The following is a 26,530-nucleotide window of genomic DNA, read 5'->3' as shown; positions in this document are numbered from 1 at the left end:
AGCCGCAATTTATACTTTGGATGTACTTTTTATGTCAGTTACTATTTATCACAATCCGCGATGTTCAAAATCGCGCGAAACCCTTAACCTATTACAAAGTAAAAACATCGAACCGAGTGTTGTTGAATACTTAAAAACACCGCTTTCTCATGAGCAAATTAGTACCTTAGTTTCTCAACTGGGGTTTAATTCGGCCCGAGATTTAATGCGCACCAAAGAAGAACAATATAAAGCACTGAATTTAAAAGATGAAAATAGCGAGTCGGTGCTTATTGACGCTATGGTCGAAAACCCAAAACTAATTGAGCGCCCAATTGTAGTAAATAACAATAAAGCAGCACTAGGTCGCCCGCCTGAAAACGTATTAAGCGTTCTATAATGAGCACAACCATCGTGGTGCTGTACCACTCAAGCCATGGCTCGGTAGAAGCCATGGCGCATGAAATAGCAGAATCAATAGAACAACAAGGCGCAACCGCCTTGCTGCGTACGTTTGTAGCTAAAAACCCGCATGACATTGTGATCAGTAAAGACGATTTAGTTGCATGTGATGGGCTTGCGTTTGGTACGCCAACCCGCTTTGGCATGATGGCCGCACAAGCAAAGACATTCTGGGAAACCACCAGCGATCTTTGGCTTAAAGGTCAACTTATCGATAAACCTGCTTGTGTGTTCTCATCATCGAGTAGTATGCATGGGGGCAATGAAGCAACCCTACTAAACTTATCACTGCCGTTATTGCATCACGGGATGATGTTAATGGGGGTACCTTACGATGTACCAGAGTTACTTGGCACCGAGACAGGAGGCACACCTTACGGCGCTTCCCACGTAGCAGGCAGCAGTAACAGCTCTACCCTAAGTAAAGATGAAATTAAAATATGTCAAAGCGTAGGCAAACGCTTGACTCAAGTAGCGAGTAAACTTAAATGACCCAAAATAGCGAGTCTGCTAAAAAGCCAGTGACCGTAAAATTTCAGCGCCTAGCCCTATTTGGTTATTTTGGCCTGCTTATTTTAATGCCACTATGGATGTTTGTGTTAGCACCGAGAGAGGGTCACAGTAACGCCTTTCTATTTTTAGTCTATGTGCTACCGCTATTATTACCTTTAAAAGGCATACTACAAGATAAAACCTACACCTATGCATGGGCTAACTTCATTGTTATGTTTTATTTTATCCATGGTTTTACATTGCTATGGGTTGCTCAAGATGAGTTAGTATGGGTATTGCTAGAGTTACTATTTGCCTCATCTATGTTTATTGGCTGTACTTACTATGCACGCCATAGAGGACAAGAGCTTGGACTTAAAATTCGTAAGCTTAAAGATGAGCTTGCTGAAGAAAAAGCAGCGCATGAACACGATAAAAACAACTCATAGCTATCAGCTCAGAACATAAAAAACGCGCTTTATTAGCGCGTTTTTTTATAATTAAGTAAGTGGTTAAACTAACTCACTTAAAGCTGCTAGTCCCACTATACACGCTAAACCTAGCTGGGATACAAGGCTAAAAACCGACATCATTCTTAATAAAAACAACCCCCAAGGGTGCTTTACGTGCGGATACAACGAACAGCGCTTTAAATTTGTAGCAAAGAAAAAACACACCACCGCCGTCATGGTCATAAAAAGAGTGAGCTCACTTTTTATAGTGATATTTTCATCAAAAAAGAAAAACAACTGTAGCGGTAACAATAAAGCCACAACCGCATGTAATACATGCACTTTTTTAATTCGATCTAACTGCCCTTCTGGCGATAATTCTTTAATACCAAAATCACGTTCAAGGCATTTAACTAAGTTACTGGCTTTGATGCTTACAGCTAAACGGTAACAACTTAATCCGTCGTTATTACGCGCTCTAAAATCATACCCTGCTTTAAGCAGTAAAATCATTAACGATTCATTTTTACTCATCACCGCGTAATGCAGCGCTGTATTACCTTTAATGTCTACGGCTTTTTTATCTTGGTATTGCAGGAGCATTTCTACTACATTTACATAGCCTTTTTCTGCAGCCCACATAAATGCTGTTTTGTTATCTTCATCGGTCAAGGTACCCGTCGCACCTTGTTCAATAAAGCGCATAGCCATGGTTTGCTTAGCTTTTTTCTTGTTTAAATGGGCGAGTAAGGCATTTTCTAACAACACAATAGAATCAACATCAGGCGAAACCTGAGTTAATAAAGTAAAGTAATCTTTGCCTGCAGCTACCTTTTCGCTAGTAAGCTCTGCTAAATATTCAATGTCTGCAATCGACTGAGGAATATGCGCACTTAAACGCTCTCTAAAGTCGACCTCTTGCCAAATAGATAAGGTATCTGCAGCTGACAGCTTAGCACCCTGTTCAAGCGCATGTTCTATCAAAGTAAAAAAACGTTTACTAAAAAACAGACTGATTAATGAAAGCGGCGTTTCAATATTATTTTGTGCCGATACACTTGCGTATTTTTCAAGTCGCTGACACAACATTAAAACAATATTTTCTATACTGTAATCATTGGCAAAATAATGCTCTTTAAGTGCAGCAATATAGACTTGTGCATCTTCATCACATTCACAGATATGCTGAAAATAACATTCTTCAAACGGCTCTAGGGGGGTTAACCAGGTTAAATAATAAATTGGGGGCAAAACCGTAGTACAAACACCATCATCTTCTTCAGTAGAGCGACAGGCAGGCCAAGCTTCTAAAGCATCTAAAATGAAGGCACCGTTTTGTTCAACCAGCCCTTTGACCAATAACGGGTATTCCTTTGGCCAAATTAGTACATTTTCCATTAAAACAACACAACTCCAGTGTAGCTCGGGTGAGTGGTCAGTTATAACAGTTTTTAGCTGACACCACGCTTAATCAAAGAAGTCGATATTCTAACACAGCTTGGTAGTCAAGCTAGCGTAAACTCATGCAATATAGACCAAAATACAAAAGCAGCTAACGACATGCGCCATCAGCTGCTTTTACGGTTGGAGCTTTTAATTGCAAAGGAACTAACTTTGCTGCAGTTCAGCTGTGACTTGGTCTAATCCCACATCAGAAATTCGTTGAATGATCTCTTTTTGCTTAGCACTGAGTAACGAAATTCCCTCAGCAACAATATCGTATACTTTCCATTGCTGATCATTCCCCAAACGCAGTTTAAAGTGCAGATCTATGGTGGGTTTATTAGTTTCAATAATTTGCGTTTTAACAGTGGCAAATTTAGAGTCGCTTGCAGCGGCGTCTTGCTCAAATATTACATCTTGCCCTGTATACTTCATTAGTGCACTCGCATAAGTACCCGTTAAGTAATGCTCCACCGCACCAATAAACGCAACGCCCTGCTCGCGGTTGATACCTTTAATATGTTTACCTAATAATTTAAACGACACAAACTTAATATCAATATGTGGCATCAAACGCTGCTCAACAATTAAAGACATCGCTTCTTTGCTGGCATTACCTTGCGCATTTACCTGCCCAATATCGTTAAATAATGATTCGGCTACAGTTTGCAATAATTGTTTAGGTGACGGCTGAGTTTGTGCATACAAAGCACTACTGAAAAAAACAGCAACAACCACTAAAAGCTTTATAAGTTTCATAATAAATGGATAGTTTAAATAATTAAGTTTAGCGTAATTTACGCAAATAACAGGCAACAAAAAAGGCATAAATAAGCACCTTATTAATGCCCAATTAGCACCAATATAATTAGTTAAATAAATTCAATCAGTTAAAGTGTTCAGTTAACAAGCCATCTACAAGCGGATTTTTGTCCTCATTGAAAACAGTAATTCACCGCCCTTATCATTTAATTACTAATTTAATTTCCCCCGTAGTTGGCCATTATGAAAACCTCATATAATATGATTTCTATTATTGTTTTTTGTTTATTTTTACTGACAACTCATGCAGCCTATGCATCACCAAACCATGGCTACGCTGTAGACTTATTAAAAGGCGAAGGCAATGTAACTGGAGTAAAGCTTGCGTATCAGTATCATCCAGAGGGTGCGCAAAACTTTGTGGGTGATGCCCGCTTTTACCTTGAAAGCAGCATTAACCTGTGGCATTACCGCCATGATCAACAGTCACAATCAAACCTGGTGTTAGCTGTTTCGCCAGTAGTGCAGTTCCCAGCATTTAGCCTATACAATACGCCATTTTATGTAGAGGCTGGTATTGGCTTTTCCTTACTTGATGAACGCTATTTTGCCGATAAAAACCTAAGTACTCACTACCAGTTTGAAGACAGAATAGGTCTAGTGGCGGATTTTGGTGAAACCAATGTAGCGCTGCGAATTATTCACTATTCAAACGCCGGATTTAAATCGCCGAACCCAGGGATTAACTTTTTAACCTTGTCGGTGGCACAACGTTTCTAATTGCTTATTTACAGCCCTAGAGAGCATTGCAGCTTTTATTTAATGTGGTCATAATAACCGCTTAATAAAATATAAGAGCATCGTAATGCAAATTTGGCAAATCGTACTCGTTATCTCGATTGTACTGGCTATTGTTATCGGCAATTTAGCACTGCTGCGCTTAAGTGCAAAAAGCGAGTTTAAACACTCAGTATCAAGTTCATCTACGCAAAAAAGAGAAACAAAAAAGCCCTGAATAATCAGGGCTTTTTTCGTTTAAATCATTACTTAGCCAACTAACCAGTGCGCCATTAAGGCAATAACTGGCAAGGTTACTAAAGTTCTGAGAATAAAAATAACAAATAACTCAAAAATATTAACCGGTATTTTACTACCTAATAAAAGTGCGCCCACTTCAGACATATAAATAAGTTGCGTTACACTCATTGCCGCAATAATAAAACGTGTTACATCGCTTTCAATTGAGCCTGCGGCTAAAATAGACGGAATAAACATATCTGCAAATCCCACCATAATCGTTTGCGCCGCCATTTCAGCTTCAGGTATTTGTAGTAATTCTAAAAATGGAATAAACGGCATACCTAAATATTGAAATATCGGAGTGTACTCAGCAATAATTAAAGCAAATGTACCCACAGCCATTACCACAGGTAATACTGCAAACACCATATCAAATGCGTTGTGTAAGCCCTCTTCAATTGTGCCTTTTAAGCCTGGTGCTTTTTCTGCTTTAGTTAATGCAACATCAAGTGAATGCTTAAATAATGTTTTGCCTTCAGGAACTAGCTCGGCGTTGCCATCAGGTTGTTCACCATCAATAAGCACGTCCTTTTTAAAACGCAGTGGTGGTAAACGCGGAACAATAATTGCGGCCACTACACCCGCTAAACACACGGTTAGGTAAAAAGGTGCAAATAAGTATTCAAGCTTTACTTGGCCAATAACAACCAAACAAAAGGTAATTGATACAGCAGAGAAAGTGGTACCAATAATAGCAGCTTCACGTTGAGTATAATATTTATCTTCATACTGACGCGCAGTCATTAAAATACCCACGCTACCATCACCTAACCATGAAGCAACACAATTAACTGCACTGCGCCCTGGCACCCCAAACAATGGACGCATTACTTTAGTAAGCAAGGTACCCACCAGCTCAAGTAAACCAAAATTAAGTAATAACGGCAGTAATAAGCCTGCTAAAATAAACACCGAAAACAACACCGGTAATAAATCTTTTAATACTAGCAAGCCAGTATTTTCTGAGGTAATAGCATGCGGCCCAACTTGAAAATAAGTTAAAAGCACAAACGCCATACCAAACAACCGTGTTACTAACCAAATCCAACTCACATTAAACAAATGATTTAATAAGCGAAATTTGGTTAAGCTTTTCGGTTTAAAGACACTGAAAACCAGCGACATAACGCCAGTAATACAAATAATTGTGGCTATTAGTCCTAGCGCTATATCACTGAATGAGGCTTGAATTGCCTTGGCCATTACCGCGATAGGAATTGTCATTATTTCACCAGACGGTACTGGCGTCATAAACAAAAACACACCGATTAAAGAAGGAATTAAAAAAACCAACCAAACTTTCAAATCATAACTTTTTTGAACGGGTGCTGGGCGTGATGAATCTAACTGAGACATATTTTCAACCTGTAAAAACCACAAAAAGAGCTAAGTGCTCTTTTTGTGGTAAATAATTATAATTATTAAATTTTAATACCGCGCTTAATTAACGCCGCTTCTAATGCTTGTTGCAAACCATTCATGGTACCTGGTTCAAGCGTTTCGCCTTTGTCATCCATCCACGTTAGACTGGTGCCACCTTGCTTGGTTTTGCTAACCAAAATTTGGTATTGACCTTCATCAATTGGAAGCTCTGTTGGTTCATCGCCCCAAATTGAATCCCACACACTGCTTTCTACTTTCGCATAATCTGCTGTAATTAAACCTGTCTCTTGGTTTATTTCAACAATAGTAAAAGATAAGCGCTCTAAGAATCCAGAAAAGCGATCGAATACCGTATCGTAAGCCTGCTCAGTAACAAGTGCTGCATTGCCTTTGTTGTCAAACCCAAGTTCTAATGAAATTATTCCTTGGCGCTTACGCATATCAACTTCAAGTTGACGATAGCGATAATCAAATTCACTCACCACTTGATTAAGGGCGCGCACTTCTAGCTGTTGTTTTAATAAATCAGTCAGAGGTTTATCACCTTTGAAATCAATAAGCTCAGCCGTTAATGATGCTGTGCGTTGATGCTCTTTTTCTTCAATAGTAAATTTAAAACGTTCTAAATCAACACTTTCATCATCGCCCCATAACCAGCTTTCTTCTGGCTTAACAATGGCGTACCAATCTGTTTCCAGTGTTCCTTGCATTTTGTTTTGTTGTGTCGCGCTAATGTTGTTATCAGCAAGCACTGCTTGAATCGAGTCCCAAATGAATACATCTAAATCGTCAATGCCATCATTTTTATCAAAATAAATACGTGCTTGTTTATCTGCTTCCTCAACCCAACTGCCTTTAGCAATGGTTAACACTTGCGCCGGCGGGCGATAGTTTGTTGCCTCCGGATTATTATCATATTGACCCACATCCATCTTATAAACAGGATCTTGAGCGGGTTGTGATAACGAAGCAGGTGTTTTAACCGGCTCATGAGCGCGGTAATTACGCTCATTATGGGCATCACTCGTAAATACACTACACCCTGACAAACTTACCAATACACTTACTGCTAGTGCTTTTGGGATCCAATACTGCACAGATAATTCTCCTTAGCATACCCTTAATTGTTTTAACAAATATATGAGTGGGTAATACCGATTTGGTTCAGTGTAAAATCAATATTAACTTTACATTTATAATTTGCTTATCTAACTGCATTAAGCCAACAAGATGACCGACAGACTAGGCTACAAATAGACACATTTTTGCTATGGTACTTTCACAAGCTTGTAAAAACAAGAAACACTGCACTATTAACCGCCTAAAATTAACCGTCACTGTAGTTTAACGCGGATTTTGTGTTAAACTTTGCCGCCGTGCAACGCTACGTGTTTATTTTTTGTTGCCAAGTCGGTTGTTATCATCCAAGTAACTTAGGTACTTTAAAACCCATGACTGCATTTTCAAATCATCAAATTGTTTTAACCGCAATTGGCGAAGATAGATCGGGCATCGTTAGTGAGCTTACGCAACTCGTCAGTGATTGCCACTGTAATATAATAGATAGTCGCATTGCTATTTTAGGTAACGAACTTACTTTTATTATGCTACTTAGCGGTGATATGTCAGCCATTAGCCGTATTGAGCATACACTCCCTACCAAAGGTATGGAGCTTGGCCTGCTTACTATGATGAAACGCACTTCAAGCCACAACCAAAGCGAGTTTTGTGCAGGCTACACCCTAGAATACACTGGCATAGACACCCCTGGCACCTTGAGTAAAGTAACACGCTTTTTTGCAGATAATAATATTAATATTTGCTCACTAAAGTCAGATACCTACGAAGAAGAAACTGAACTTAAAATGCGCTGTGAACTTGAATTTAATATTCCCATTGACGTTGACATTGACCAATTTAAAATTAGTTTTGAAAACCTTTCGCACGTTTTAAACGTAGATTACATCTTTCGACGTATTCGCTAAGGAGTTTAGCATGAACAAAATTACCCCATTACAAAGTGGCGACACAGCACCGGCTTTTAGCTTACAAAACCAAAATGACGAAACCGTTGTGCTCAGCGAGTTATTAAAAGAAATACAAGTGCTGGTATACTTTTACCCTAAAGCGTCAACGCCTGGCTGTACCGTACAAGCCGAAAACCTGCGTGATCAACAAGCCGAGCTTGCTAAATTTAACACTCACGTGGTTGGCATAAGCCCAGATCCAATTAAGCGCCTTAAAAACTTTGAAACTAAAAAAGAGCTTAACTTTGACTTACTTTCTGACGAAGATCATGCCATTGCTGAGGCATTTGGGGTGTGGGGCTACAAAAAATTTATGGGCAAAGAATATGACGGGATTCACCGCCTTACTTTCTTAGTAGGCCAAGACGGTAAAATTAAACACTTGTTTGATAAATTTAAAACCAAAGATCATCACCAAGTGGTGTTGGACTATCTAGCCGCTGAATAAAGGCTAAAGGCTAAAGGCTAAAGGCTAAAGGCTAAAGGCTAAAGGCTAAAGGCTAAACAAGATAAAAAAAGCGTTGCTCAAGGGCAACGCTTTTTTGTATTTGCTTATTTATAATTTAGCTAATAACGGTGATTGTGGAATACCTACTCGAGGAAGTAGAGCCGGTGTTACCGCAAAGGCTGCTGGTAAACGTCCTTTTAACTCAGCCATTTTTGTTTGATTATTTTGCTGATCAAAAATGTAGTATTTTAAAACATCACCATAAGCACTTCCCTCTAAACTAGCTTGTTGCAGTGTGTCTAATGCTTTATCGTAATCTGCGCTATAAATATAAGCTAATGCTAAGTTTCCAGCAGATCCTGCGTGTAAGTTACCGTTAAGCTCTCTAGACAACCCCTCTAACTCAGCAATAGCCAGTTCATAACGACCAAGTTGTATGTAGGCATGAGCAAGTGAGTTTTTTGTAAAATATGGCGGATTACTACCTGCTGGGTACCATGTTTCGTAAGCACTTAGAATATCTTCATATTGTTCAAGTTTAGAAAAAATATGAACGAGTAAAGTATAACTTTCTAATTTAATTTCTCCCTCTTCAAAACCTGATAGCACATCTCTATTTGCATACCATTTTTGAATATTTTTTGCCGTTTGTATTAGTTGTGTTGGTTGATCACTTTTTGCATCACCAGCTACCTCTAAAAGTTGCGCTAACTGTTGGTTATACTGATTACTAGCAGCGGGCTGTTTTTGCGCACTATGTTGTTCATTCTTTGGATTTTCATCAACAATTTGTGCTGCTGCCAACGCGCTAAAAGACAGTGCAGCCAAAGCCATTACCATATGTTTACTTTTCATTGTTTTTTCCTTGTTTAACATTTTGATCCTTTGAATATTAAAACTCTTTGAGTGTTCAATATTCAAAAGAGGGGGAGTGAAAAAGTTATATTTAGATTTTTTTTCATGCTCAGAGAGTAACAAACTGGCTAAATCTAACTGATACTTACCTTTGAGTTTACGCATACATTTTTCGTCACAACTAAGCTCTAACTGCTCTTTTGCCAAACGCGCTAGTTTTGAGCATATTGGGTTCCACCAAAAAACACTTTCTATAAAGCAAATTAGCCATGTCCAATAAATATCACCTTGTTGTAAGTGCGTTAATTCGTGCTCAATAACAGAGTTTAATTCTTTTCGATTTTCCATCTCAGGAGTAAGCCAAACAACCGGATTGACTAATCCTGTTGCAAAAGCAGGCCCTCCAATTGAGGTGAATCTTATTGGGTATATACAGTTTTCTCGTTTTGAAGTGCTATATAAGCTTGAGTTAGCTTTTAAGTTTTTGACTAACTTTACATACATAGCAACACGCAATGTAAACAAGCCAATTCCACTAAACAGCAATACACTAAAAATATGGTTTAATGATGGTAACCAACTCACTGGTGCAATAATGCTACTTTCTGATGTTATGACCTGCGCACTGGTAGGGGCTATTAACGTATTTAAAAAACTAAACTCAGCAACATTAACAGTATATTGCGATGTACTTTCAAATAATGGCAATTGAGAAAAGTATTGCCAAGGAACAAACCAGGCTATTAAAGCCAGCATTATTACGTAAAAATTTAATCTAGAAGGGGCACTTTTCATCCCTAATGATGTAAGCAAACAACACACACTAATAATTGTGCAAGTTACAAAATAATCCATCATAGCCTTCTCCTTTAATCTTGCTTTTTATTTTTCAATAACGATTGTAGGTACTCAATATCCTCGTCATTCAGCTTTTCTTCTTTAATAAAGTGGGCAATTAAGCTGCGAGAGTTACCTTTAAAAAAACGCTGCATGAAGCTAGGCATTGCTTGTGCTGAAAATGCGCTTTGAGTGATCACTGATTTAAATACAATCGCTCTCCCCTCTTGCCCGCAGCGAGCTATCGCTTGTTTTTGTTCTAACCTATCAACGATTGTTTTCACCGTTGTATAAGCTACTTTTTTGTCTTTTTGTGTATCCGCTAGGAGCGCTTTATGTAATTGGCTAGCCGTGCATGGCTCGTGTTGCCAAAGCAACTGCATAATATCTAATTCAAATTCACTGAGTTTCATTTTAACCTCCATTACTACATCTGTAGTTATTAACTATTACAAATGTAGTAATAAGCGTTCAGTGTGTCAATATAAAAATTAAAATAATTTATAGAAGAAGGCAGCAATAAAAAATAATATCGGTATTGTGTAATAGGATTGCTTTTTATAGTTCAATAAATAAAAAGCTTAGTTAATGTGTGTATAGGCATTTCAATATGTTAATTTAAAGCCACCGCCTTATTTTTCAAATATTGTAAAAACACCTATCTAGTACTTTTAAATATCAATATACCTGCCTTTAGTAAATAAAAATAAAGGTGACTAGTGTATGTATTTATTTAAAAGCCAGGCATCTATTGCTTACTTTGTGAAAAATTTACTTAATATTTTTTCACTACAGTTCTGGCTAATTATCTTAAGTACTGACTTTCTTTTCTATTGTTGCCAATAAAGCGGTTCACCGAAAACATCAGCAAAGTAATCAATAAGCGCCCTAACATTTAAAGGGGCATAGCGTGTGTGTGGATAAATAGCCGCTATTTGCTGAGGCTCTGTTTTAATTGCTGCATCATAATTAGGTAACACCTTTACTAAAGTACCCGCCTTTAAATGCTCACCAATAAGCCAATCAGGAAACAGCACTAAACCCATGCCTTTTAATGCACAAGTTAATAATGTATCAGCGTTATTTGAGGCAAGTAATGGTGCAACAGAGTAATGAGCCCATGATGCATTTTTAGCTTTAAACAGCCAACGATTCGCGCCTGAAGAACCTTTGTAAATTAAGCATTGATGATTTTTAAGTGCAGATGGGTTAGTAATTTTAGGGTTGTTTTTCAAATACGCTGGTGAGGCTGCTAAATGATACACTTGAGTACCAAATACGCGCGCATGTAACGAAGAGTCGGTTAACGCACCGATACGAAATATAACATCGGTGGCATCTCGATGCGGGTCAATAAAGTCATCAGTAAGTGTTAACTCTATTTGTAAGTTTGGATAGCGAATACTTAACTCAGGCAACCAAGGAGCAATGTGCCTTTGGCCAAAAAATACAGGCGCATTAATTCTAATTAACCCGGTTGGTTCGAGCGTTCTGTCTTGCAGCTCTTTTCTCGCGTCATTCATTTGCTCGGTGATTGTTTGTGCATAATCTAAAAACAACCGACCCGCTTCTGTTGGCACAACAGCACGGGTATTTCGATAAAAAAGCTGCTGCCCTAGTGCATCTTCTAATTGTTGAATAGTGCGTGAAATATTTGACGCAGACACCCCCTCCCGCCTAGCCACCTCTGAAAAACTATGGGTATTAAAAACACCGATAAACGTAACGAGTGTTTTAATGCTCACTGTATTTATGTCATTCATTTGTGCAATTCCTGCAAAAGTCATTTCTGGATTGTAGCGTTTTTCTGGCTGATTAGCTGGGTTAAAATGGTATTAATTACTATTTGGAGGATATAAATGCAATTTCTATTAATATTACTGACCTTTATGGGCGGTATGGGTTTGTCCGTAGAAGCGGGGTTATTAGGGCCTTTGGGTAGTGAAGTGGGTGAACTGTGGGCCACATTTAGTATATTTGCGGTTGGTGCTGCCTTAACATTTTTGCTAATGCTGTTTTTTAGCCCTCGTAATAGTCCTTCATTTTTTAGCCAGCCCCCTTCTTTATTATTAGGTGGCGTGCTTGGCCCTGTTTACGTGATTATTTTAACAATTGCAACGCCAAACATCGGCATAGCCATGACAATGATCGGCATACTCGCAGGGCAAATTTTCAAAAGCTTAATTATTGACCATTACGGTTTGTTTGGCACCACTGAACGCAAAATCGATGTTAAACGCATTATTGCTTTGGCGTTTATTATTATCTCTCTGGTTTTTATGGCACAAGGATAAACTCACTATGACTATTATTATGATTTTTCTAGCTGTAATTGGTGGCGCAACATTAAGCATTCAAGCAGCCTTAAACGGACGACTAGGCGGTAACGTCGGTGTTTTTAAAAGTGCTTTTTTAACCTTTTCTGTTGGTGCACTAGTAACCGCACTGCTCTTATTTTATTTTGAACCAAATCATGCTGTAACCTTAATGGATGTACCAAAATGGCAGCTACTTGGTGCCATGTGTGGCGTACCATACATTGTTATTATGGTGCTTGCGGTGCAAAAAATAGGTACAGCGGTGGCAACCGTCGCGGTTATTTTTGGTCAACTAACCATGAGTGTATTAATTGATAATTTTGGCTGGCTTGGTAATGAGGCTATTGCATTGTCACCCAGTCGACTAGCGGCGTTAGTGTGTTTAGCCATTGCATTATTTTTTATTTATTCAAGCGGTAAAGTTGAAAACAAAAAATCGTAGTATAAACCTAAATAACGTTGCTCAAAGGCAACGTTTTTTATTGCTTTAGCACTTTAAACTTTGGCATCGCGGCCGATAACAACATTAATAAACATACTATTATGGATAATAAACCGTGATACAGCTAAATAAACACTCAGCCTTTGACGTTAAAATTACAGCCGAAAAAACAAATATTGCACAACAAACAAAAGACACAACAAAAAATCAGGACAACACTGATTATCAATTATCAGACAAAGAACGCAATAAACTCTCAGGAAAAGAGGCTGAGCAAAACGCTGAAAAAGCAACAAATTCAGAAATGCCTGAATATATCGCAAAAATGATAGAGCAACTTAAAGAGCTCAAACAGCAGCTTGAAGAACAAAAAGAACAACTCACTCAATTACAAGCTCAATTCGATCCGGAAGACGAGGTCATACAAGCACAAATTGAAGCACAGGCAAATATTGTTTCATCAACACAATCTCAAGTAGTCGCGCTAGTGCAAATGATTAGCCAAGCCATGAAAGACGCCGGTATTACTGACGCGGGTGCACTTGTTAGTGCCATTGTTTGAATTTTCAGAGCCAAGTATTCAGCGTTATACTAATCTACCTTACAAAGGCGGCTTTATTTTTATCATCGGCTTATTATTTCAATGATAAATATGCCTACCCTAGCGGTTAAACAACCACGTTGTGTTTGCGTTCTCACTCTTCATCTAACAGTGCTTGCTGATAAATTTTATTAAACTGTTCAGCAGGTAAGTCTGCCGCAAAGTGGTAGATAAGCGCTTTATACTCATCGCTTTGAATTAATTTTGAGAGTGTATTATTAAAGTCCTGCATAAATTTTATATTTTCTTCACTGCGCTCACACATTAAATGCCCAACAGTAAACGATGTTTTTAATTTCAAATCAAAGGAGTAAATATCAGCGTCTGTTATATCGTGCCAATACGTGGCTACATCGCTGGGGTATTCAATAGACGCATCAAACTCTTGCAACTTCGCTAATTGTTGTAATCTAGAGAATATATTAGTGGGAGCTGGTTTTATTTTAGTTTTATCTACCTCTTCAAGTAGAGACATAATGTCTTCGGAGAATATTCTGAATTTTGATAACCCCAACCTTAATCCACTTTGTGACACCAACTCGTCTAAATTTTTTATATGTTTAAATTGAGCCAAGTTATTTGGAGAATAAAGTCGCGGTGCGAGATACAAAGAAAACGGCTTTGATATTAAATAGCGGCTTGCTCGTTCTGACGTGTTAATTTTATTGGCAAAACAATGACTAATGCCAAATTGCACCTCCGCATTGATATCTGGCGCTTTTACAAACTCAATTCTGTAATCTCGCATTTCAGCCAAAATTAACTTATAAAGCTGCGCGTCGAGTGATTTTCCTTCGGTAACTGAGTTCAGTCGTAGCAAAGACTCATCATTACTACTTAATACGATTTTTGTTTTATTTGCGTCAAACTCTGCAAAACGCGTATTTTCATAATCTGATTTATATAATGCCTGCAACCTTCCCGATGATTTTAATTTTGGCATTGTTTGGTCAAATCTTCGCGCCAAGGCTCTGCCCTTTTCATCGTTCGAAAAGGCTAAATAAATAGGCCTTGCGGGCACAACCTCTACATAATTAAGCTTTGATTTGTACTCTTTGGGAATGTTGTAGTCAAAATCAACGAAAGCATCTATGCGTTTATTGAGTAGCAGTGCCACTGCGTTTTCAATAGTAGAAGCCGGGTAATAATCGTGTGGGTATTCAATAAACTTATCGAAATTGTAGCCATCGAGCCAGCTTAATACTTTGTTGTTTAAATCAGACAGTTTATTAAACTTATGAGCAGAATCTACAAAATACGCATTAATTGGGTAATCGTAGTCTAAATACCAATTAGGATAATAAGCTAAAGGAATATCCTCTTTAGCAACACCAACAACAATATCATATTGTTTTTGTTCAAATAAATTGGTAATTCGTTTGTAAGTACTAAAATCAAACTCGAGCTGTTCATCCGCATAAACTTCTTTTAATAATTCAATATAAACGCCTGTTTCATCCGGATTAGTGTAATCAACCCAGTGAGTCACGCCCACTTTTACAGTAGCAAAAGCCGAGTTTATAAAAACATAAGAAAAAACAAACAACAGTAGTAGGTATTTAACCAAGCGCATTCTCCCAATCACTTAGTTTAATATATGCACCACCAGTGCACTTTGCAAACTTAGGTGTTAGTTTGGTACTTTAAAAAGGTTCAAGGTTCAAGGTTCAAGGTTCAAGGTTCAAGGTTCAAGGTTCAAGGTTCAAGGTTCAACAAAATAAAAACAAAAGCGCTGCTCAATAACAACGTTTTTTAGTATTAGCTTTGCTTAAAAGTCATAGAAAACTTAATGATAGTAATATCTTAGGTAATTTGTTAAAACTTTACAGAAGAAAAGTGAGCGTGGTATGGATATAAACCTGCACGACTCGCGCACTATAAGATTATTAAATCGCTCAATAAGGACAAGTATTGAATAAAGAAGAGTACAAGGAAAGTGGGATCTTATATGCGGTGTTTACTACCGTTTTATTATATTTCTTTTTTAAGATTACTTTAATTTTCTCTATGGGATTAGATTGGAGTTCAATTTGTCTAAGCTTCCTTTGGGATAATATTGATACTGCAATTACACCTTTTACGGCATTTTTAATAGTGGCAGTTTTAAGCTGTGTCTGGTTTTTTTATTGCGCCATAAAGTACAAACGAAAAGTTGGCAAATCAGCATATTTCCTATTGGCTGTTGGAGCGGTGTTTTATTACTTTTGGTTCAAAGGCTTTTACGGCTTTTGGCAGCTAATGAGCTACGAGAAAAAAGAAATTACATTACAAGAGTTTTATGAAAAAACGGGTGGTACAGAAAGGTTGAAATTTTTGTTTGGTAATAAACTTAACGAAAATGTATTGTGCAAATCGCAATTGAACAAAACAAATTAGAAGTGGGATAAAAACAGATTATTTTGTTCGTTCCCAACAAGTTATTGCCAACTATTTTCTGCCGTTTATTTACGGCGTTAACATGTTATACACTTTTCAAAAAATGGAGTTTTAAAATGAGAAAAGAGTTCGAATTCACGGTCAAGGGTCATAAAATTAAAATTGTTAACTCATGGTTTGGTGGTGCAAAACTATATGTTGATGGCGATTACCGTGATCAAGACTCTACCTTTATTGCTAATGGCAAAACGGCACTTCTTTCAGCAAAACTTGCTGACCTTGGTGTTTTAGAGGTTTTCCCCATATCCGCGTTAATATCTGTAGAAATGGATGCATTTTTAATTACGGGCGATGAAAGGTTGCAAGTATACAGCTCACATAAACGTTTAAACTTAACACAGCAGCGATTAGCAAAATAAACATATAGGTAAAATATGAAACTATTAATGGCCCCTTTATTACTCATTATTGCTGGATGCAGTAGTGTTGCGCAAAAGGGTGAAAAATATTCGCCGTGCTCTGAACCATGGTTTAATCATGTTGAACAGCAAATAAGTACCGGTGACGGTTATGGACATGGGCCAGACATTGGCTCTTTAGAATGGCGCTCTGTAATCATGTTTAAACTCGGTATTAGAAATAAGCCAGGCGTACCAGAATTAGATACACCGCAGTGGTGCCAGTTTATTGATGAAAATTATATTTAAAGCCTGCTTGGCTTTATGAGCTGAAATTTGTTTACCTGGGAGCAGTAAGCGAACTGCGCCTTGTTTGTTAAGGGAGGTTGGGATTTACTCACCCAACCTTGTATCTCTTCTTGATGAGTATTTAGCTAAACACTTGCAGCTGCGCTTTCTCTTTAACTAATACCCAAATACTTATGTACTTGAATTGATAAGCGCCAGTTTTTGGCGATACAAATATCAATGGCTAATTTAGTTGCCGACGTTTTTTGGCTGATTGGCTGCAAATATACCAGTTTTGGGTTAACACCCGTGGCGACAAATAACTCTTCCAGTTCTTCTACGTGCTTTTGCATAGCAACCGGATGTTTAATTTCATCGGCGCGTTGCATAGCACTGCTCAATACTTTGTAACCACCACGCATATTAATTTTTGGCGATACCGTAACCCACGTTTGGGCAGGGGCGAGAATTTCAAAGGTGCCACTGGTTTCTATTTGCGTGCTAAAGCCATGATCATGCAATAAATTACATACTGGATTTAAATCGTACATGCAAGGTTCACCACCGGTGATCACAACATGCTTGGCGGTATAGCCACGGGATTTAAATAACTCCAGGACCTGCGCGGCACTGGCCTCAGCCCAATGATCTGAGTCGGCTTTTTTTTCTACCGTGTCATCTAGTGATACTTTATATACATTATCAACATCCCAGGTTTGTTTAGTGTCACACCACGAACATCCCACAGGACAACCTTGCAGGCGTAAAAATATAGACGGCGTACCGGTAAAGCTCGCTTCACCTTGAATGGTTTCAAACACTTCATTAATTTTGTACAAAAGAAATCTCACTTACAACCTGACGGCAAAATTGTTACTATTAAAAATCGCAAAGCACGGTGCAAAAATTGTCATTTATGCCTTGGCCGTGTAGTATATCGCGCCCTGATATAAACCTCTATCAAAACTAAAGAGCAAACCACGTATGACGCAAAAAGTAGTTGTTATTTATTCCGGCGGTATGGACTCATTTACTGTATTAAATAAAGCCTTGCAGCAAGGCCATGATGTTTATGCCCTCTCGTTTGATTATGGTCAGCGTCATGTTAAAGAACTTAAAGTTGCCGCCAACGTATGTGAAAAGCTAAATGTCCCGCACAAAATTGTTGATATATCAGCAATTAATCAGCTTATTGGTGGTTCGTCGTTAACAGACGATATTGATGTGCCAGAAGGCCATTACGAAGAAGAAAGCATGAAAAGCACCATTGTGCCTAACCGCAATATGATTTTACTTTCTTTAGCGGTAGGTTATGCAGTGTCGCTTAAAGCGAGCAAAGTATATTACGGCGCGCATTCAGGCGATCATGCAATTTACCCTGACTGTCGTCCTGAGTTTGTTAAAAAGATGGATGATGTATGTCGTATTGCAAATTACGATGCAGTAGAAATTTTTAGCCCGTATTTAAACAATACTAAAATCGATATTTTAACCGACGGTATTAGAATGGGCTTAGACTACAGCCAAACATGGACCTGTTATAATGGTCGTGACAAAGCGTGTGGTAAATGTGGTGCCTGCCAAGAACGTTTAGAGGCCTTTGAGCTTAACAACGTGACAGACCCGCTTGAATATGAGTAAAGTTTAACGTTAATACACTAAAAGGCTACCAAGGGTAGCCTTTTTTGTTGCGATAAAACGTTAAAGCCAGCGTTTTACTCGTGATTTATAATCGTCAAATTGCTCACCAAATAATTTGTGGAGCGCCCGTTCCTCTGGGATTATTTGAAATAAGGTAATGTAAGCAATAAACCCTGCTACACCTAAAAAAGCCCACATTGAACCCAGCCACACGCCCCAGCCTGCTAATATAAACGCAAAACCTAAATACATCGGATTACGAGAGAATTTATAAACACCTGAGGTAACTAAACTAGACGCTTGTTCTGGTTTGTTAGGTAGTACTGTTGTTTTAGCAAACCGGAAACTCACGACCCCAGCAATACAAAATATACACCCAGTAGCGACAAGTGCTAGCGAGAGATAAGTAATAAATGCGCTAAAATCAATCACGGTATAATGTGCAATCAGTGCCATTACAGCAGCAAAAAACACCACAACCACAACCGGTGGAATTTTATTATTTAACATACCTACTCCTTGTATCGATTAAAAAACTTCATAATTACTATATGGTGGCGTCACAAATAATAACAATGACTTATCGAATATTTATAAATACAAATAAAGTTACAATTAATTAGCTTTATGAGCGCTTAATTATGGTTATAATTTAAGCTTAAAGAAAAGTTAAAGGAAGTAATTATGTCTGGCACAACAATGATAGTTCTCATTGTACTTATTTCTGTAGGTTCGGGAGTTATTTACGATATGTATAAAAAGCACCTTGAATTTAAACATAAAGTACAGGACAACAATCAAGACGCACACAAACAACTAGCTGAGGTAACCGCTCAAGTGAGTGAACTTAAACAACGAGTACAAACACTTGAAGCCATTGTTACCGACTCAAGCTACAACGTAAAACAAGAAATAAACAAACTTTAATGTATACGTTACAAGTAATTTGGGTATAAATGTGCGTTTTCAGGCTGCTCAATGCCATGGGCAGCTAAAAAACCACCAATTGCTTGACCACACCCTTGTGGCGCTCGGCCACTGTCTATCTCAAAATTTAACTGATTCGCCTCTTGTTTACCCATTGAGCACAAACTAACTGAACTTGGCGAACGCATAGAAACACTTAACTCGCCTATTTGCTCCGCCTGTACATGCTTACTAAAACGTGCAAAACCTTGGTATTTAAAATGCTCGCTCACATAATCATTACTTATAGCAACCAATGCGGCAATAAAACTATGTAAAAAGCTATTTGTTGTTGTATCCGGTGCTAAAAATGACAAAGTTTTGTTATTAAACTCACTCAGCTGGCAACTATCGCAATGAAGTTTAACCGTATACACCTGCTCACCGGTGATTATAGCTTGGCAGTTAATTAGCTCTATTTGGTTATCCGCAAACACAAGGCGATCTATCAGCTCGTTCAATGAAATATTTTTAAACGATGTACTTTTAACAAGCTCGGGATTTTGTGCCATAACGGGTAAGTCATGATGATTATTAAATGGCGTACTGGTTGCGCCTTGGTGTTGCAGCTGAAAAAGCTCTCTTACCTCATGCTCACGCGCCACTTTTAACGCTAAAAATGCTGTTTGAATAAGCTCCGAGGTAGGCAGGTTCTGCTCTACTGGCCAACGGCGACCAAACAATAGTTTTTTTGCTTTATTATCAGCGCGATAATTGTCGGGACTCAGTACTGCTACTTGCAAATAAACATCACTATTTTTTTCAGCTGCTAACACGCTAAAGTGGTTGGAAAAACTAATGTCGTTAAGCACTTCATTAACACTGGCCAGCGTATGCTTGTAACGCAAAAAATGCTGTGGAACAATCCAACTTTTATTAGCCAGTTGTACTAGGGGCGCATACGAAATAGGTTGCTCGTAACTGTGTTGCCATTTTTGCCCATCATCTAATAATGACTCAATTTTTGTGTTGTTATCTGACATATATAAACCAAATAAATCTGCCTAGCGGCAAGATATTAACTATGAAGCACTTTACGTAGTTAATCATAAAAAGCGATCACACTTTTTGGCAGTATTTAGCGTTCAAATACGCGTTGATACTCTGTTATAACTTTTTGATAGTAAACTCTATCTTTATTGAGCATTCGAGTATAATGGTCAAGCAATTGTTGCTGATATTGATGATGTTGAGGGTTATGTTTATCCCACATATGAGCCCCCGTTTTAGTAATAGTGCCAGTGGCATTAAAACTGACTTGTAGCACTTCGTAAAAACGCTTGTTTTCAACAATAATTTGCTCGCTATCGAGCTGAAAATTACACGCTTTTAAACCCGCACGTACTTTATAGAGGTGCATAATAGGGCAAATAATAAAACTTAGTTGTTTAAGGCTGTGCGGATTATTAGCAATAATTTGCTCAATGAGCTTTAAGCATAAATCGCCCCCCACTCCCGCAATAACGATTACTTGCTTAGCACCTGTTGGCAGTTTAATTTGCGCAACATCTTCGCAGCGCACTTGCCATGAAGGCAAAGACTTTCCTTGCTCAAATTGTTGTAGCGACTGCTCAAGCGCTTCCATTAACTCTGGAATAATATCAACAAAGTTTATTTGTTTGGCTATGCCGCGCTCAAGTAATGCCATACCTAAAAAGCCATGATCGCAACAACAATCCCAAACAATATCGTAAGACTGTGTAATTAACGAATTGATGGCGTTTAAACGTTTACTCAGTTTCATTTAACTCACTATGTTTTTGTTTTGTACACCAATGCTTTTAAGCTTTTATCGCTATCAATTTCAATAAAGCGATCGGTAGGTTTTAGGCGTTTAACAAACTCAATAGCACCTTGAGTATGCTCTTCAATAAGTGCTTTAAAATCGTTTTCTGTAAGCTCTGGGCTATTAGCGCATAGCAATAATTGTGTAGTATCGTTTAAAAGCTCAGGAAGTCTGCGCAGCACTTTTTGATAGTCTTTGGTTAAAATAAAACTGCCTTTTTGAAAACTGGGCGGATCAACAATAATTAAATCAAACGGTGCGGCTTTTTTTAGCTTACCAAACGACTTTAAAATATCGTGCGGTAAAAAACTGACCCCACGATCGACATTATTGAGTTGGTGGTTTTGCTTACCTACTTTTAACACACCTTTGCTCATATCCATGTTCATCACATGATCTGCACCGCCGTGCATAGCCGCAACCGAAAAACCACAGGTATAAGAAAACAAATTAAGTACTTTGGCGTGCTTACTATTTTGCATGACAAACTCACGGCCTTTTCGCATATCAGGAAAAATACCGGTGTTTTGCTTACTCATTAAATCAACCAAAAAACGCACCCCATTTTCGGCTACGCTATGACGAACTGGCAGTTGACCGTGAACAAGGGTGTTATGGCTTTGTAGCCCAGCTCGCTGTTGATACACCAATGCAGTAATTAACTCTGGATGATGTTGTTGTGCCCATTGCCATAACGTATCGGTGAGTGCAGCAAGTGTTTCCTCGTCAATTTCACTGTATGACACCAAAAACAAACTTGGTGGGTAAAAGTCTAAGTTAATATGACTAAGCGCTTCCACACTGTGGCCACGCCCATGAAAAACGCGGCAAAGCTCATTGTCGGAAAAAGGCGTGTCTGCCAAAGCATTTATAAGGGGAGTAAAATCGGTTGTCATTTAATTAATCAACTGTTGTTGTAGTTCATGTATTTCGTCGCGCACTGAGGCGGCTTTTTCAAATTCTAAATCACTGGCATACGCATGCATTTTGGTTTCTAACTGCTTAATTTGCGTTGCAATCTCTTTAGCACTGAGGATTTTTTTAGAGTCTTTACGAATAAGCTGTAGATTGTCTTGTGGTGAGGCATCTTCACCTACATCCATTACATCAAGTATCTTTTTAACCAAGGCACTGGGCTCAATACCGTGCTTAACATTATAAGCGTGTTGTATTTCTCGACGTCGGTCGGTTTCTTCAATGGCTTTAGCCATCGATTTAGTCACTCTGTCACCGTATAGAATAGCGCGACCATCAAGGTGGCGCGCCGCACGGCCTATTGTTTGAATAAGTGAGCGTGCTGAGCGTAAAAAACCTTCTTTATCGGCATCTAAAATAGCCACTAATGCCACTTCTGGCATATCTAAGCCTTCACGTAGTAAGTTAATGCCTACTAACACATCGAATACACCGGCACGTAAATCACGAATAATTTCTACCCGCTCTACGGTATCAATATCAGAGTGTAAATAACGAACTTTTACATTGTGCTCACTCAGGTAGTCGGTCAAATCCTCAGCCATGCGTTTGGTAAGTGTGGTTACCAGCACTCGCTCTTTTGCTTCAACACATTTGTAAATTTCTGAGAGTAAATCATCAACCTGATCGCCTACCGGGCGCACTTCAATAACCGGGTCAAGTAAACCGGTTGGACGAATAACCTGCTCTGCAACTTCGCCATTGCTGCGCTCTAATTCAAAGTCGCCCGGGGTGGCCGATACATAAATAGTTTGTGGTGCAATGGCCTCAAATTCTTCAAAACGCAGTGGCCTGTTATCCATAGCTGAGGGCATCCTAAAACCGTATTCAACAAGGTTTTCTTTACGGCTTCTATCACCTTTATACATGGCGCCAATTTGCGAGACGGTTACGTGCGATTCATCAATAATCATTAATGCATCGTCGGGTAAATAGTCCAGTAATGTTGGCGGTGGATCGCCAGGTGTGCGCCCCGATAAATAACGGCTGTAGTTTTCAATACCAGAGCAATAACCAAGCTCGGTCATCATTTCTATATCGTATTGGGTACGCTGAGCTATGCGTTGCTCTTCGACTAACTTATTAGCGCTAAGTAATTGTGCTCTTCGCTCTTTGAGTTCTGCTTTTATTTTGTCGATGGCTTCGAGAATTTTTTCTCGTGGCGTTACATAGTGAGTTTTAGGATAAATAGTGGCACGTACTATGTGTTTTTCTAACGCACCGGTTAATGGGTCGAAAATACTTAAGCGTTCAACTTCGTCATCAAACATTTCTACACGCACTGCATAGGTGTCTGATTCAGCTGGAAATATATCAACCACTTCACCACGAACGCGGTATGTACCGCGACTGAAATCAATATCGTTTCGCGTATATTGTAGCTCTGCAAGGCGGCGCAGCATATCTCGTTGATCGACCTTTTCACCTACTTTTAAAAGTAGCATCATTTTCATGTATGAGTCAGGATCGCCCAAACCATAAATTGCCGATACAGAGGCAACGATGATGGTATCGCGTCGCTCTAAAAGCGCTTTGGTGGCGCTGAGTCGCATTTGCTCTATATGCTCATTAATAGATGCGTCTTTTTCGATAAAGGTGTCGCTGGCTACCACATATGCTTCAGGTTGGTAGTAATCGTAGTAAGATACAAAGTATTCAACCGCATTGTGTGGAAAAAATTCTTTCATTTCGCCATACAATTGCGCCGCTAAGGTTTTATTATGCGCCATAATAATAGTTGGCCGGTTTAAATCACTAATAATGTTAGCCATAGTGAACGTTTTACCTGTTCCCGTTGCGCCTAATAAGGTTTGCTGGGCCAGTCCGGCTTCTAAGCCTTCACACAACTGAGCAATAGCGGTTGGCTGATCCCCTGCGGGTTTAAATTTTGATACTAGCTGAAAATGATCGCTCAATGACTACACTCCTGTAATGCTTGACTGCTTAACGCTTCAATTTCTTTCATAAACCACTTGTAGGCTACAAGTGCTGTAAATAAATTACCAATGGCCGCGCCAATAAACAAGCCGATTAAGCCTGCAAGTTCGTTCCCGATATACGCAAAGGGAATATAAAAAACAAACAATCGAATAACGCTTAAAACTAAGGCGTTCATGGGTTTGTGTAAAGCGTTAAACGAGGAGTTTGATAAAATGATCACTCCTTGCAAGCCATAACTTAAAGGAATGGTATAAATAAACAGCTTGATGACATCAACAACCGCTTGCTCTTTACCAAATATTTCACTAATGACGCCTGAAAAAATAATTAAAATAATATAGATAATGAACTGCCACAACATTACAAACTTGAGCGTACCTAGGTAAGCATCTTTTACGCGAGAAAAATGACTCGCTCCAAAGTTTTGGCTAATAAAAGGTGGCAAGGTCATCGACAAGGCTAATACCACTAAACTCGCTATTGACTCTATTCGACTTCCTACTCCAAAAGCAGCCACGGCTTCGGGACCATGATGAGCAACCAATGCAGTCATTACCGCCATAGCAACTGGGGTGAGCATGTTAGCACCCGCTGCCGGTAAACCAATTTTTAAAATTTTACGAATTGCACCAATAACAGTTTGTTTGCCCGCTTTTAAACTAAGTAACTGCTTTTTAGCAATTAATATGTATAAAATAATCGCCACTCCAACTGCCCAAGCTATAACACTGGCAATAGCAGCCCCTTTAATGCCTAATGCGGGAATGGGACCAAAGCCAAAAATCAGCATAGGATCGAGTACGGCATTTATAAGTCCAGCCCCCCCCCATAATAATACTCGGTGTTTTAGTGTCACCGCTCGCACGCAGTACAGAATTACCAATCATTGGGGTAATTAAAAACACACTGCCCAAAAACCAAATACTAATATACTGATGAATTAGCGGGAGTACTTGCTCCCCTGCCCCAAGCAACGTAAATATGGGATCAATCAATAAATAGCCACTAGCAGATAAAATTAATACTAATATTACCGCTACCAACAACGATACACTGGCATCAAAACGCGCTTCTTCTAAATTGTTACTGCCTAATGCTTTTGCAATAACCGCAGAAGTCCCTATACCTAAACCAATTGCTAAACTAATCACGGTAAAAGTAACAGGAAATGTAAAACTAACTGCAGCAAGCGGCTCTGTACCCAATAAACTAATAAAAAAAGTATCAACTATGTTGAACATCATCAGGGTAATCATCCCAAAGATCATTGGAACGGTCATTTTCTTTAACGTAGGCAAGATTGGAGCAGTGAGTAAATCAGGGCGAGTATGTGATTGAGAATGTGCGCGCATAAAATAAATAAGCCTCTTTTACTGAACGGCATATTTTAAAGCATCCGGAGAGTTCAAGCCATGCTTTATTAAATCTAAACAACTAAATCAGCCTTTAATCTACAAACTATTACTTTTACGCTGTTGTAAATAAATTTTGCACAAACACATTAAAAATCAAATTAAATACATTTATGTAACTTTTGCAACATTTACCTTTTAGATTTTGTTGCTTTATTACACAGTTAGCGATGATGCTTTATCGTCACGAAAAATTTTATTTATCGTTTAGGTGGCTATCTAAGCTGAATCATAAGCCTTTGTTTTTTAATATATAAAAAAAAAGCTTTTTAATACTTGAAATCGTTGTAGCGCCCTACAGTGCTGGGGGTGCTGATGTTCTTAAAGTTTAATAAACAGAGTTATCCACAGAAACCGTGGATAACTCATTCAACCCCGCGTTTATAAAGGGCTACAACCCGGTGCAAATTTAACAGTGTTATGGTTTTTTTACGTTATCAATATGGAAACAGCGCAAAATGGTTTTGTAACTCATTAAAACGAGATTATTTGTTTATTTAATGCAAAACCATATTTATGTTGAATAAATAGCCAACTCTTTGATTGCTCTGTTTTTATACAAAACCCACATAACTCTACAAACATTTTATTTTAATCAACATAGAGACTATCTTTTACGTCTTTCATTTAGATTTAGTTCAACAAACTTTAACGATACAAAGTAAAAGTGAGGTATTTATTTTAAATACGTTTATAAAGTCTTTTTAAAAATAAAGGAAATAGACCAGTTTTTTATTACTAAAAGCTACTTTTTTAAATTTTATGGCAACTTTTATTGGATAAAGATCCTTACTTGATTCAAATATTACGCTGTTTTTGTAAAACAATATCACTACGCTTTACTTAAATAGTGTTATAAAACGCGCAGATTGCACATAAAAACAACGAATAGACCTCTTTTTTGAATTTATGATCTTTTATATGTTGACACTTTGCTATGCGGTCATTAATATTTCGCCCCGTTGAAAGGCAAGACGCTTCCCCCTTAGCTCAGTTGGTTAGAGCGACGGACTGTTAATCCGCAGGTCCCCCGTTCGAGTCGGGGAGGGGGAGCCAAGTTTTTCAGCCATAAACGATTCCCCCTTAGCTCAGTTGGTTAGAGCGACGGACTGTTAATCCGCAGGTCCCCCGTTCGAGTCGGGGAGGGGGAGCCAAGTTTATGTTTA

General features: G+C 38.5%; 29 protein-coding genes, 2 tRNA genes and 1 pseudogene. 17 read left to right on the top strand and 15 right to left on the bottom strand.

Annotated features, from left to right (window positions below):
* The first annotated feature begins 31 nt into the window (after positions 1 to 31).
* From arsC to PUND_RS08055, 3 genes are read left to right on the top strand one after another with little or no spacing between them, the layout of a single operon-like run.
* On the top strand, positions 32 to 379 hold the full coding sequence (arsC, locus tag PUND_RS08065) for an arsenate reductase (glutaredoxin) (protein ID WP_036932810.1): 348 nt from the start codon (positions 32 to 34) through the stop codon (positions 377 to 379).
* Complete coding sequence (wrbA, locus tag PUND_RS08060; protein ID WP_008112996.1) at positions 379 to 933, top strand: NAD(P)H:quinone oxidoreductase; 555 nt, start codon at positions 379 to 381, stop codon at positions 931 to 933. Before arsC ends, wrbA begins: the two co-directional genes overlap by 1 nt.
* Positions 930 to 1,382 (top strand): DUF2069 domain-containing protein, encoded by a 453-nt coding sequence (locus PUND_RS08055; RefSeq protein WP_008112994.1) that lies wholly within the window; start codon positions 930 to 932, stop codon positions 1,380 to 1,382. The genes wrbA and PUND_RS08055 overlap by 4 nt, the downstream gene beginning before the upstream one ends.
* A gap of 63 nt (positions 1,383 to 1,445) precedes the next feature.
* On the opposite strand, the gene PUND_RS08050 is transcribed toward PUND_RS08055, so the two are convergent.
* Both PUND_RS08050 and PUND_RS08045 read right to left on the bottom strand, forming a co-directional pair.
* A complete protein-coding gene (locus tag PUND_RS08050) occupies positions 1,446 to 2,783 on the bottom strand; it encodes an ankyrin repeat domain-containing protein (protein ID WP_021033092.1) in 1,338 nt (445 codons plus the stop codon).
* A gap of 210 nt (positions 2,784 to 2,993) precedes the next feature.
* Positions 2,994 to 3,587: an MlaC/ttg2D family ABC transporter substrate-binding protein gene (locus tag PUND_RS08045; RefSeq protein ID WP_036932808.1), complete on the bottom strand. Its 594-nt coding sequence runs from the start codon at positions 3,585 to 3,587 to the stop codon at positions 2,994 to 2,996.
* 246 nt (positions 3,588 to 3,833) lie between these two features.
* Here PUND_RS08045 and PUND_RS08040 point away from each other — a divergent pair, with 246 nt between their 5' ends.
* Together PUND_RS08040 and PUND_RS08035 are read left to right on the top strand one after the other, a co-directional pair.
* Positions 3,834 to 4,370: an acyloxyacyl hydrolase gene (locus PUND_RS08040; RefSeq protein WP_010388480.1), complete on the top strand. Its 537-nt coding sequence runs from the start codon at positions 3,834 to 3,836 to the stop codon at positions 4,368 to 4,370.
* Between the two features lie 85 nt (positions 4,371 to 4,455).
* Positions 4,456 to 4,605: a DUF2897 family protein gene (locus PUND_RS08035; protein WP_010388479.1), complete on the top strand. Its 150-nt coding sequence runs from the start codon at positions 4,456 to 4,458 to the stop codon at positions 4,603 to 4,605.
* Between the two features lie 32 nt (positions 4,606 to 4,637).
* On the opposite strand, the gene PUND_RS08030 is transcribed toward PUND_RS08035, so the two are convergent.
* Positions 4,638 to 6,026 (bottom strand): YjiH family protein, encoded by a 1,389-nt coding sequence (locus PUND_RS08030; RefSeq protein WP_010388476.1) that lies wholly within the window; start codon positions 6,024 to 6,026, stop codon positions 4,638 to 4,640.
* A 65-nt stretch (positions 6,027 to 6,091) separates the two neighbouring features.
* A complete protein-coding gene (bamC, locus tag PUND_RS08025) occupies positions 6,092 to 7,150 on the bottom strand; it encodes an outer membrane protein assembly factor BamC (protein WP_008112982.1) in 1,059 nt (352 codons plus the stop codon).
* Positions 7,151 to 7,504: 354 nt separating this feature from the next.
* Here bamC and PUND_RS08020 point away from each other — a divergent pair, with 354 nt between their 5' ends.
* Complete coding sequence (locus PUND_RS08020) at positions 7,505 to 8,038, top strand: glycine cleavage system transcriptional repressor (RefSeq protein ID WP_008112981.1); 534 nt, start codon at positions 7,505 to 7,507, stop codon at positions 8,036 to 8,038.
* Between the two features lie 10 nt (positions 8,039 to 8,048).
* Positions 8,049 to 8,528 carry a thioredoxin-dependent thiol peroxidase gene (gene bcp / locus PUND_RS08015; RefSeq protein ID WP_010388471.1) on the top strand — a complete coding sequence of 160 codons (480 nt, stop codon included), beginning with the start codon at positions 8,049 to 8,051 and terminating at the stop codon, positions 8,526 to 8,528.
* A gap of 108 nt (positions 8,529 to 8,636) precedes the next feature.
* On the opposite strand, the gene PUND_RS08010 is transcribed toward bcp, so the two are convergent.
* The 3 genes from PUND_RS08010 to PUND_RS08000 form a co-directional block, all read right to left on the bottom strand.
* The gene (locus tag PUND_RS08010; protein WP_021033093.1) at positions 8,637 to 10,241 is read right to left on the bottom strand and encodes a M56 family metallopeptidase; all 1,605 of its coding nucleotides are present in this window, start codon (positions 10,239 to 10,241) and stop codon (positions 8,637 to 8,639) included.
* An 11-nt stretch (positions 10,242 to 10,252) separates the two neighbouring features.
* A complete protein-coding gene (locus PUND_RS08005) occupies positions 10,253 to 10,633 on the bottom strand; it encodes a BlaI/MecI/CopY family transcriptional regulator (protein WP_010388469.1) in 381 nt (126 codons plus the stop codon).
* A 417-nt stretch (positions 10,634 to 11,050) separates the two neighbouring features.
* Positions 11,051 to 11,983, bottom strand: coding sequence for a LysR family transcriptional regulator (locus tag PUND_RS08000; RefSeq protein ID WP_010388467.1), 933 nt, complete (start codon positions 11,981 to 11,983; stop codon positions 11,051 to 11,053).
* A 96-nt stretch (positions 11,984 to 12,079) separates the two neighbouring features.
* On the opposite strand from PUND_RS08000, the gene PUND_RS07995 reads away from it, so the two are divergent.
* From PUND_RS07995 to PUND_RS07985, 3 genes are all read left to right on the top strand, one after another.
* Complete coding sequence (locus tag PUND_RS07995; RefSeq protein WP_010388466.1) at positions 12,080 to 12,514, top strand: DMT family transporter; 435 nt, start codon at positions 12,080 to 12,082, stop codon at positions 12,512 to 12,514.
* Positions 12,515 to 12,521: 7 nt separating this feature from the next.
* A complete protein-coding gene (locus PUND_RS07990) occupies positions 12,522 to 12,980 on the top strand; it encodes a DMT family transporter (protein WP_010388465.1) in 459 nt (152 codons plus the stop codon).
* Positions 12,981 to 13,095: 115 nt separating this feature from the next.
* A complete protein-coding gene (locus PUND_RS07985; protein ID WP_010388464.1) occupies positions 13,096 to 13,542 on the top strand; it encodes a hypothetical protein in 447 nt (148 codons plus the stop codon).
* A gap of 133 nt (positions 13,543 to 13,675) precedes the next feature.
* On the opposite strand, the gene PUND_RS07980 is transcribed toward PUND_RS07985, so the two are convergent.
* On the bottom strand, positions 13,676 to 15,070 hold the full coding sequence (locus PUND_RS07980) for a substrate-binding periplasmic protein (protein ID WP_240539502.1): 1,395 nt from the start codon (positions 15,068 to 15,070) through the stop codon (positions 13,676 to 13,678).
* 422 nt (positions 15,071 to 15,492) lie between these two features.
* Between PUND_RS07980 and PUND_RS07975 the strand changes: the two genes are divergently transcribed.
* From PUND_RS07975 to PUND_RS07965, 3 genes are all read left to right on the top strand, one after another.
* Complete coding sequence (locus tag PUND_RS07975; protein ID WP_010388460.1) at positions 15,493 to 15,957, top strand: hypothetical protein; 465 nt, start codon at positions 15,493 to 15,495, stop codon at positions 15,955 to 15,957.
* Positions 15,958 to 16,073: 116 nt separating this feature from the next.
* Positions 16,074 to 16,376, top strand: coding sequence for a hypothetical protein (locus PUND_RS07970; RefSeq protein WP_010388458.1), 303 nt, complete (start codon positions 16,074 to 16,076; stop codon positions 16,374 to 16,376).
* A gap of 15 nt (positions 16,377 to 16,391) precedes the next feature.
* Entirely contained in the window at positions 16,392 to 16,664 is a 273-nt protein-coding gene (locus PUND_RS07965) for a hypothetical protein (RefSeq protein ID WP_010388455.1), read from the top strand.
* A gap of 152 nt (positions 16,665 to 16,816) precedes the next feature.
* On the opposite strand, the gene queE is transcribed toward PUND_RS07965, so the two are convergent.
* A complete protein-coding gene (queE, locus tag PUND_RS07960; protein WP_010388454.1) occupies positions 16,817 to 17,482 on the bottom strand; it encodes a 7-carboxy-7-deazaguanine synthase QueE in 666 nt (221 codons plus the stop codon).
* A gap of 145 nt (positions 17,483 to 17,627) precedes the next feature.
* Between queE and queC the strand changes: the two genes are divergently transcribed.
* Positions 17,628 to 18,284, top strand: a complete 657-nt coding sequence (gene queC / locus PUND_RS07955) for a 7-cyano-7-deazaguanine synthase QueC (RefSeq protein ID WP_010388453.1) — start codon at positions 17,628 to 17,630, stop codon at positions 18,282 to 18,284.
* Positions 18,285 to 18,344: 60 nt separating this feature from the next.
* Here the strand turns inward: queC and PUND_RS07950 are convergent, their stop codons facing one another.
* Positions 18,345 to 18,794: a methyltransferase family protein gene (locus tag PUND_RS07950; RefSeq protein ID WP_010388452.1), complete on the bottom strand. Its 450-nt coding sequence runs from the start codon at positions 18,792 to 18,794 to the stop codon at positions 18,345 to 18,347.
* Positions 18,795 to 18,968: 174 nt separating this feature from the next.
* Here PUND_RS07950 and PUND_RS07945 point away from each other — a divergent pair, with 174 nt between their 5' ends.
* Positions 18,969 to 19,211 (top strand): hypothetical protein, encoded by a 243-nt coding sequence (locus tag PUND_RS07945; protein ID WP_010388451.1) that lies wholly within the window; start codon positions 18,969 to 18,971, stop codon positions 19,209 to 19,211.
* Positions 19,212 to 19,219: 8 nt separating this feature from the next.
* On the opposite strand, the gene PUND_RS07940 is transcribed toward PUND_RS07945, so the two are convergent.
* From PUND_RS07940 to PUND_RS07920, 5 genes and pseudogenes are all read right to left on the bottom strand, one after another.
* Positions 19,220 to 20,233: a hypothetical protein gene (locus PUND_RS07940; RefSeq protein ID WP_010388448.1), complete on the bottom strand. Its 1,014-nt coding sequence runs from the start codon at positions 20,231 to 20,233 to the stop codon at positions 19,220 to 19,222.
* Positions 20,234 to 20,328: 95 nt separating this feature from the next.
* Complete coding sequence (locus tag PUND_RS07935; RefSeq protein WP_010388447.1) at positions 20,329 to 20,994, bottom strand: tRNA (adenine(22)-N(1))-methyltransferase TrmK; 666 nt, start codon at positions 20,992 to 20,994, stop codon at positions 20,329 to 20,331.
* Between the two features lie 8 nt (positions 20,995 to 21,002).
* Positions 21,003 to 21,932, bottom strand: a complete 930-nt coding sequence (locus tag PUND_RS07930) for a class I SAM-dependent methyltransferase (protein WP_010388446.1) — start codon at positions 21,930 to 21,932, stop codon at positions 21,003 to 21,005.
* Entirely contained in the window at positions 21,933 to 23,927 is a 1,995-nt protein-coding gene (gene uvrB, locus PUND_RS07925; RefSeq protein ID WP_010388444.1) for an excinuclease ABC subunit UvrB, read from the bottom strand.
* Positions 23,924 to 25,304: pseudogene (locus tag PUND_RS07920) on the bottom strand (MATE family efflux transporter). Before PUND_RS07920 ends, uvrB begins: the two are co-directional and overlap by 4 nt.
* A 1,039-nt stretch (positions 25,305 to 26,343) precedes the next feature.
* Here PUND_RS07920 and PUND_RS07915 point away from each other — a divergent pair.
* A tRNA-Asn gene (locus tag PUND_RS07915) sits at positions 26,344 to 26,420 on the top strand.
* 21 nt (positions 26,421 to 26,441) lie between these two features.
* Positions 26,442 to 26,518: transfer RNA gene (locus PUND_RS07910), tRNA-Asn, on the top strand.
* Positions 26,519 to 26,530 lie beyond the last annotated feature (12 nt).

The organism is Pseudoalteromonas undina (assembly GCF_000238275.3).
GTDB classification, from domain to species: domain Bacteria; phylum Pseudomonadota; class Gammaproteobacteria; order Enterobacterales; family Alteromonadaceae; genus Pseudoalteromonas; species Pseudoalteromonas undina.
This window is presented reverse-complemented; position numbering and strand designations above follow the sequence as displayed.

Excerpts from the sequence above, each read along its gene's own strand:
- PUND_RS08045 (WP_036932808.1), bottom strand. The coding sequence starts at position 3,587 with ATGAAACTTATAAAGCTTTTAGTGGTTGTTGCTGTTTTTTTCAGTAGT.
- PUND_RS07950 (WP_010388452.1), bottom strand. The coding sequence starts at position 18,794 with ATGTTAAATAATAAAATTCCACCGGTTGTGGTTGTGGTGTTTTTTGCT.
- PUND_RS08020 (WP_008112981.1), top strand. The coding sequence starts at position 7,505 with ATGACTGCATTTTCAAATCATCAAATTGTTTTAACCGCAATTGGCGAA.
- PUND_RS08010 (WP_021033093.1), bottom strand. The coding sequence starts at position 10,241 with ATGATGGATTATTTTGTAACTTGCACAATTATTAGTGTGTGTTGTTTG.
- bcp (WP_010388471.1), top strand. The coding sequence starts at position 8,049 with ATGAACAAAATTACCCCATTACAAAGTGGCGACACAGCACCGGCTTTT.
- PUND_RS08055 (WP_008112994.1), top strand. The coding sequence starts at position 930 with ATGACCCAAAATAGCGAGTCTGCTAAAAAGCCAGTGACCGTAAAATTT.
- arsC (WP_036932810.1), top strand. The coding sequence starts at position 32 with ATGTCAGTTACTATTTATCACAATCCGCGATGTTCAAAATCGCGCGAA.
- PUND_RS07965 (WP_010388455.1), top strand. The coding sequence starts at position 16,392 with ATGAAACTATTAATGGCCCCTTTATTACTCATTATTGCTGGATGCAGT.
- queC (WP_010388453.1), top strand. The coding sequence starts at position 17,628 with ATGACGCAAAAAGTAGTTGTTATTTATTCCGGCGGTATGGACTCATTT.
- PUND_RS07990 (WP_010388465.1), top strand. The coding sequence starts at position 12,522 with ATGACTATTATTATGATTTTTCTAGCTGTAATTGGTGGCGCAACATTA.
- PUND_RS07940 (WP_010388448.1), bottom strand. The coding sequence starts at position 20,233 with ATGTCAGATAACAACACAAAAATTGAGTCATTATTAGATGATGGGCAA.
- PUND_RS07970 (WP_010388458.1), top strand. The coding sequence starts at position 16,074 with ATGAGAAAAGAGTTCGAATTCACGGTCAAGGGTCATAAAATTAAAATT.
- PUND_RS08035 (WP_010388479.1), top strand. The coding sequence starts at position 4,456 with ATGCAAATTTGGCAAATCGTACTCGTTATCTCGATTGTACTGGCTATT.
- PUND_RS07930 (WP_010388446.1), bottom strand. The coding sequence starts at position 21,932 with ATGACAACCGATTTTACTCCCCTTATAAATGCTTTGGCAGACACGCCT.
- PUND_RS08005 (WP_010388469.1), bottom strand. The coding sequence starts at position 10,633 with ATGAAACTCAGTGAATTTGAATTAGATATTATGCAGTTGCTTTGGCAA.
- PUND_RS08000 (WP_010388467.1), bottom strand. The coding sequence starts at position 11,983 with ATGAATGACATAAATACAGTGAGCATTAAAACACTCGTTACGTTTATC.
- PUND_RS07995 (WP_010388466.1), top strand. The coding sequence starts at position 12,080 with ATGCAATTTCTATTAATATTACTGACCTTTATGGGCGGTATGGGTTTG.
- PUND_RS08050 (WP_021033092.1), bottom strand. The coding sequence starts at position 2,783 with ATGGAAAATGTACTAATTTGGCCAAAGGAATACCCGTTATTGGTCAAA.
- wrbA (WP_008112996.1), top strand. The coding sequence starts at position 379 with ATGAGCACAACCATCGTGGTGCTGTACCACTCAAGCCATGGCTCGGTA.
- PUND_RS08040 (WP_010388480.1), top strand. The coding sequence starts at position 3,834 with ATGAAAACCTCATATAATATGATTTCTATTATTGTTTTTTGTTTATTT.
- PUND_RS07935 (WP_010388447.1), bottom strand. The coding sequence starts at position 20,994 with ATGAAACTGAGTAAACGTTTAAACGCCATCAATTCGTTAATTACACAG.
- PUND_RS08030 (WP_010388476.1), bottom strand. The coding sequence starts at position 6,026 with ATGTCTCAGTTAGATTCATCACGCCCAGCACCCGTTCAAAAAAGTTAT.
- PUND_RS07945 (WP_010388451.1), top strand. The coding sequence starts at position 18,969 with ATGTCTGGCACAACAATGATAGTTCTCATTGTACTTATTTCTGTAGGT.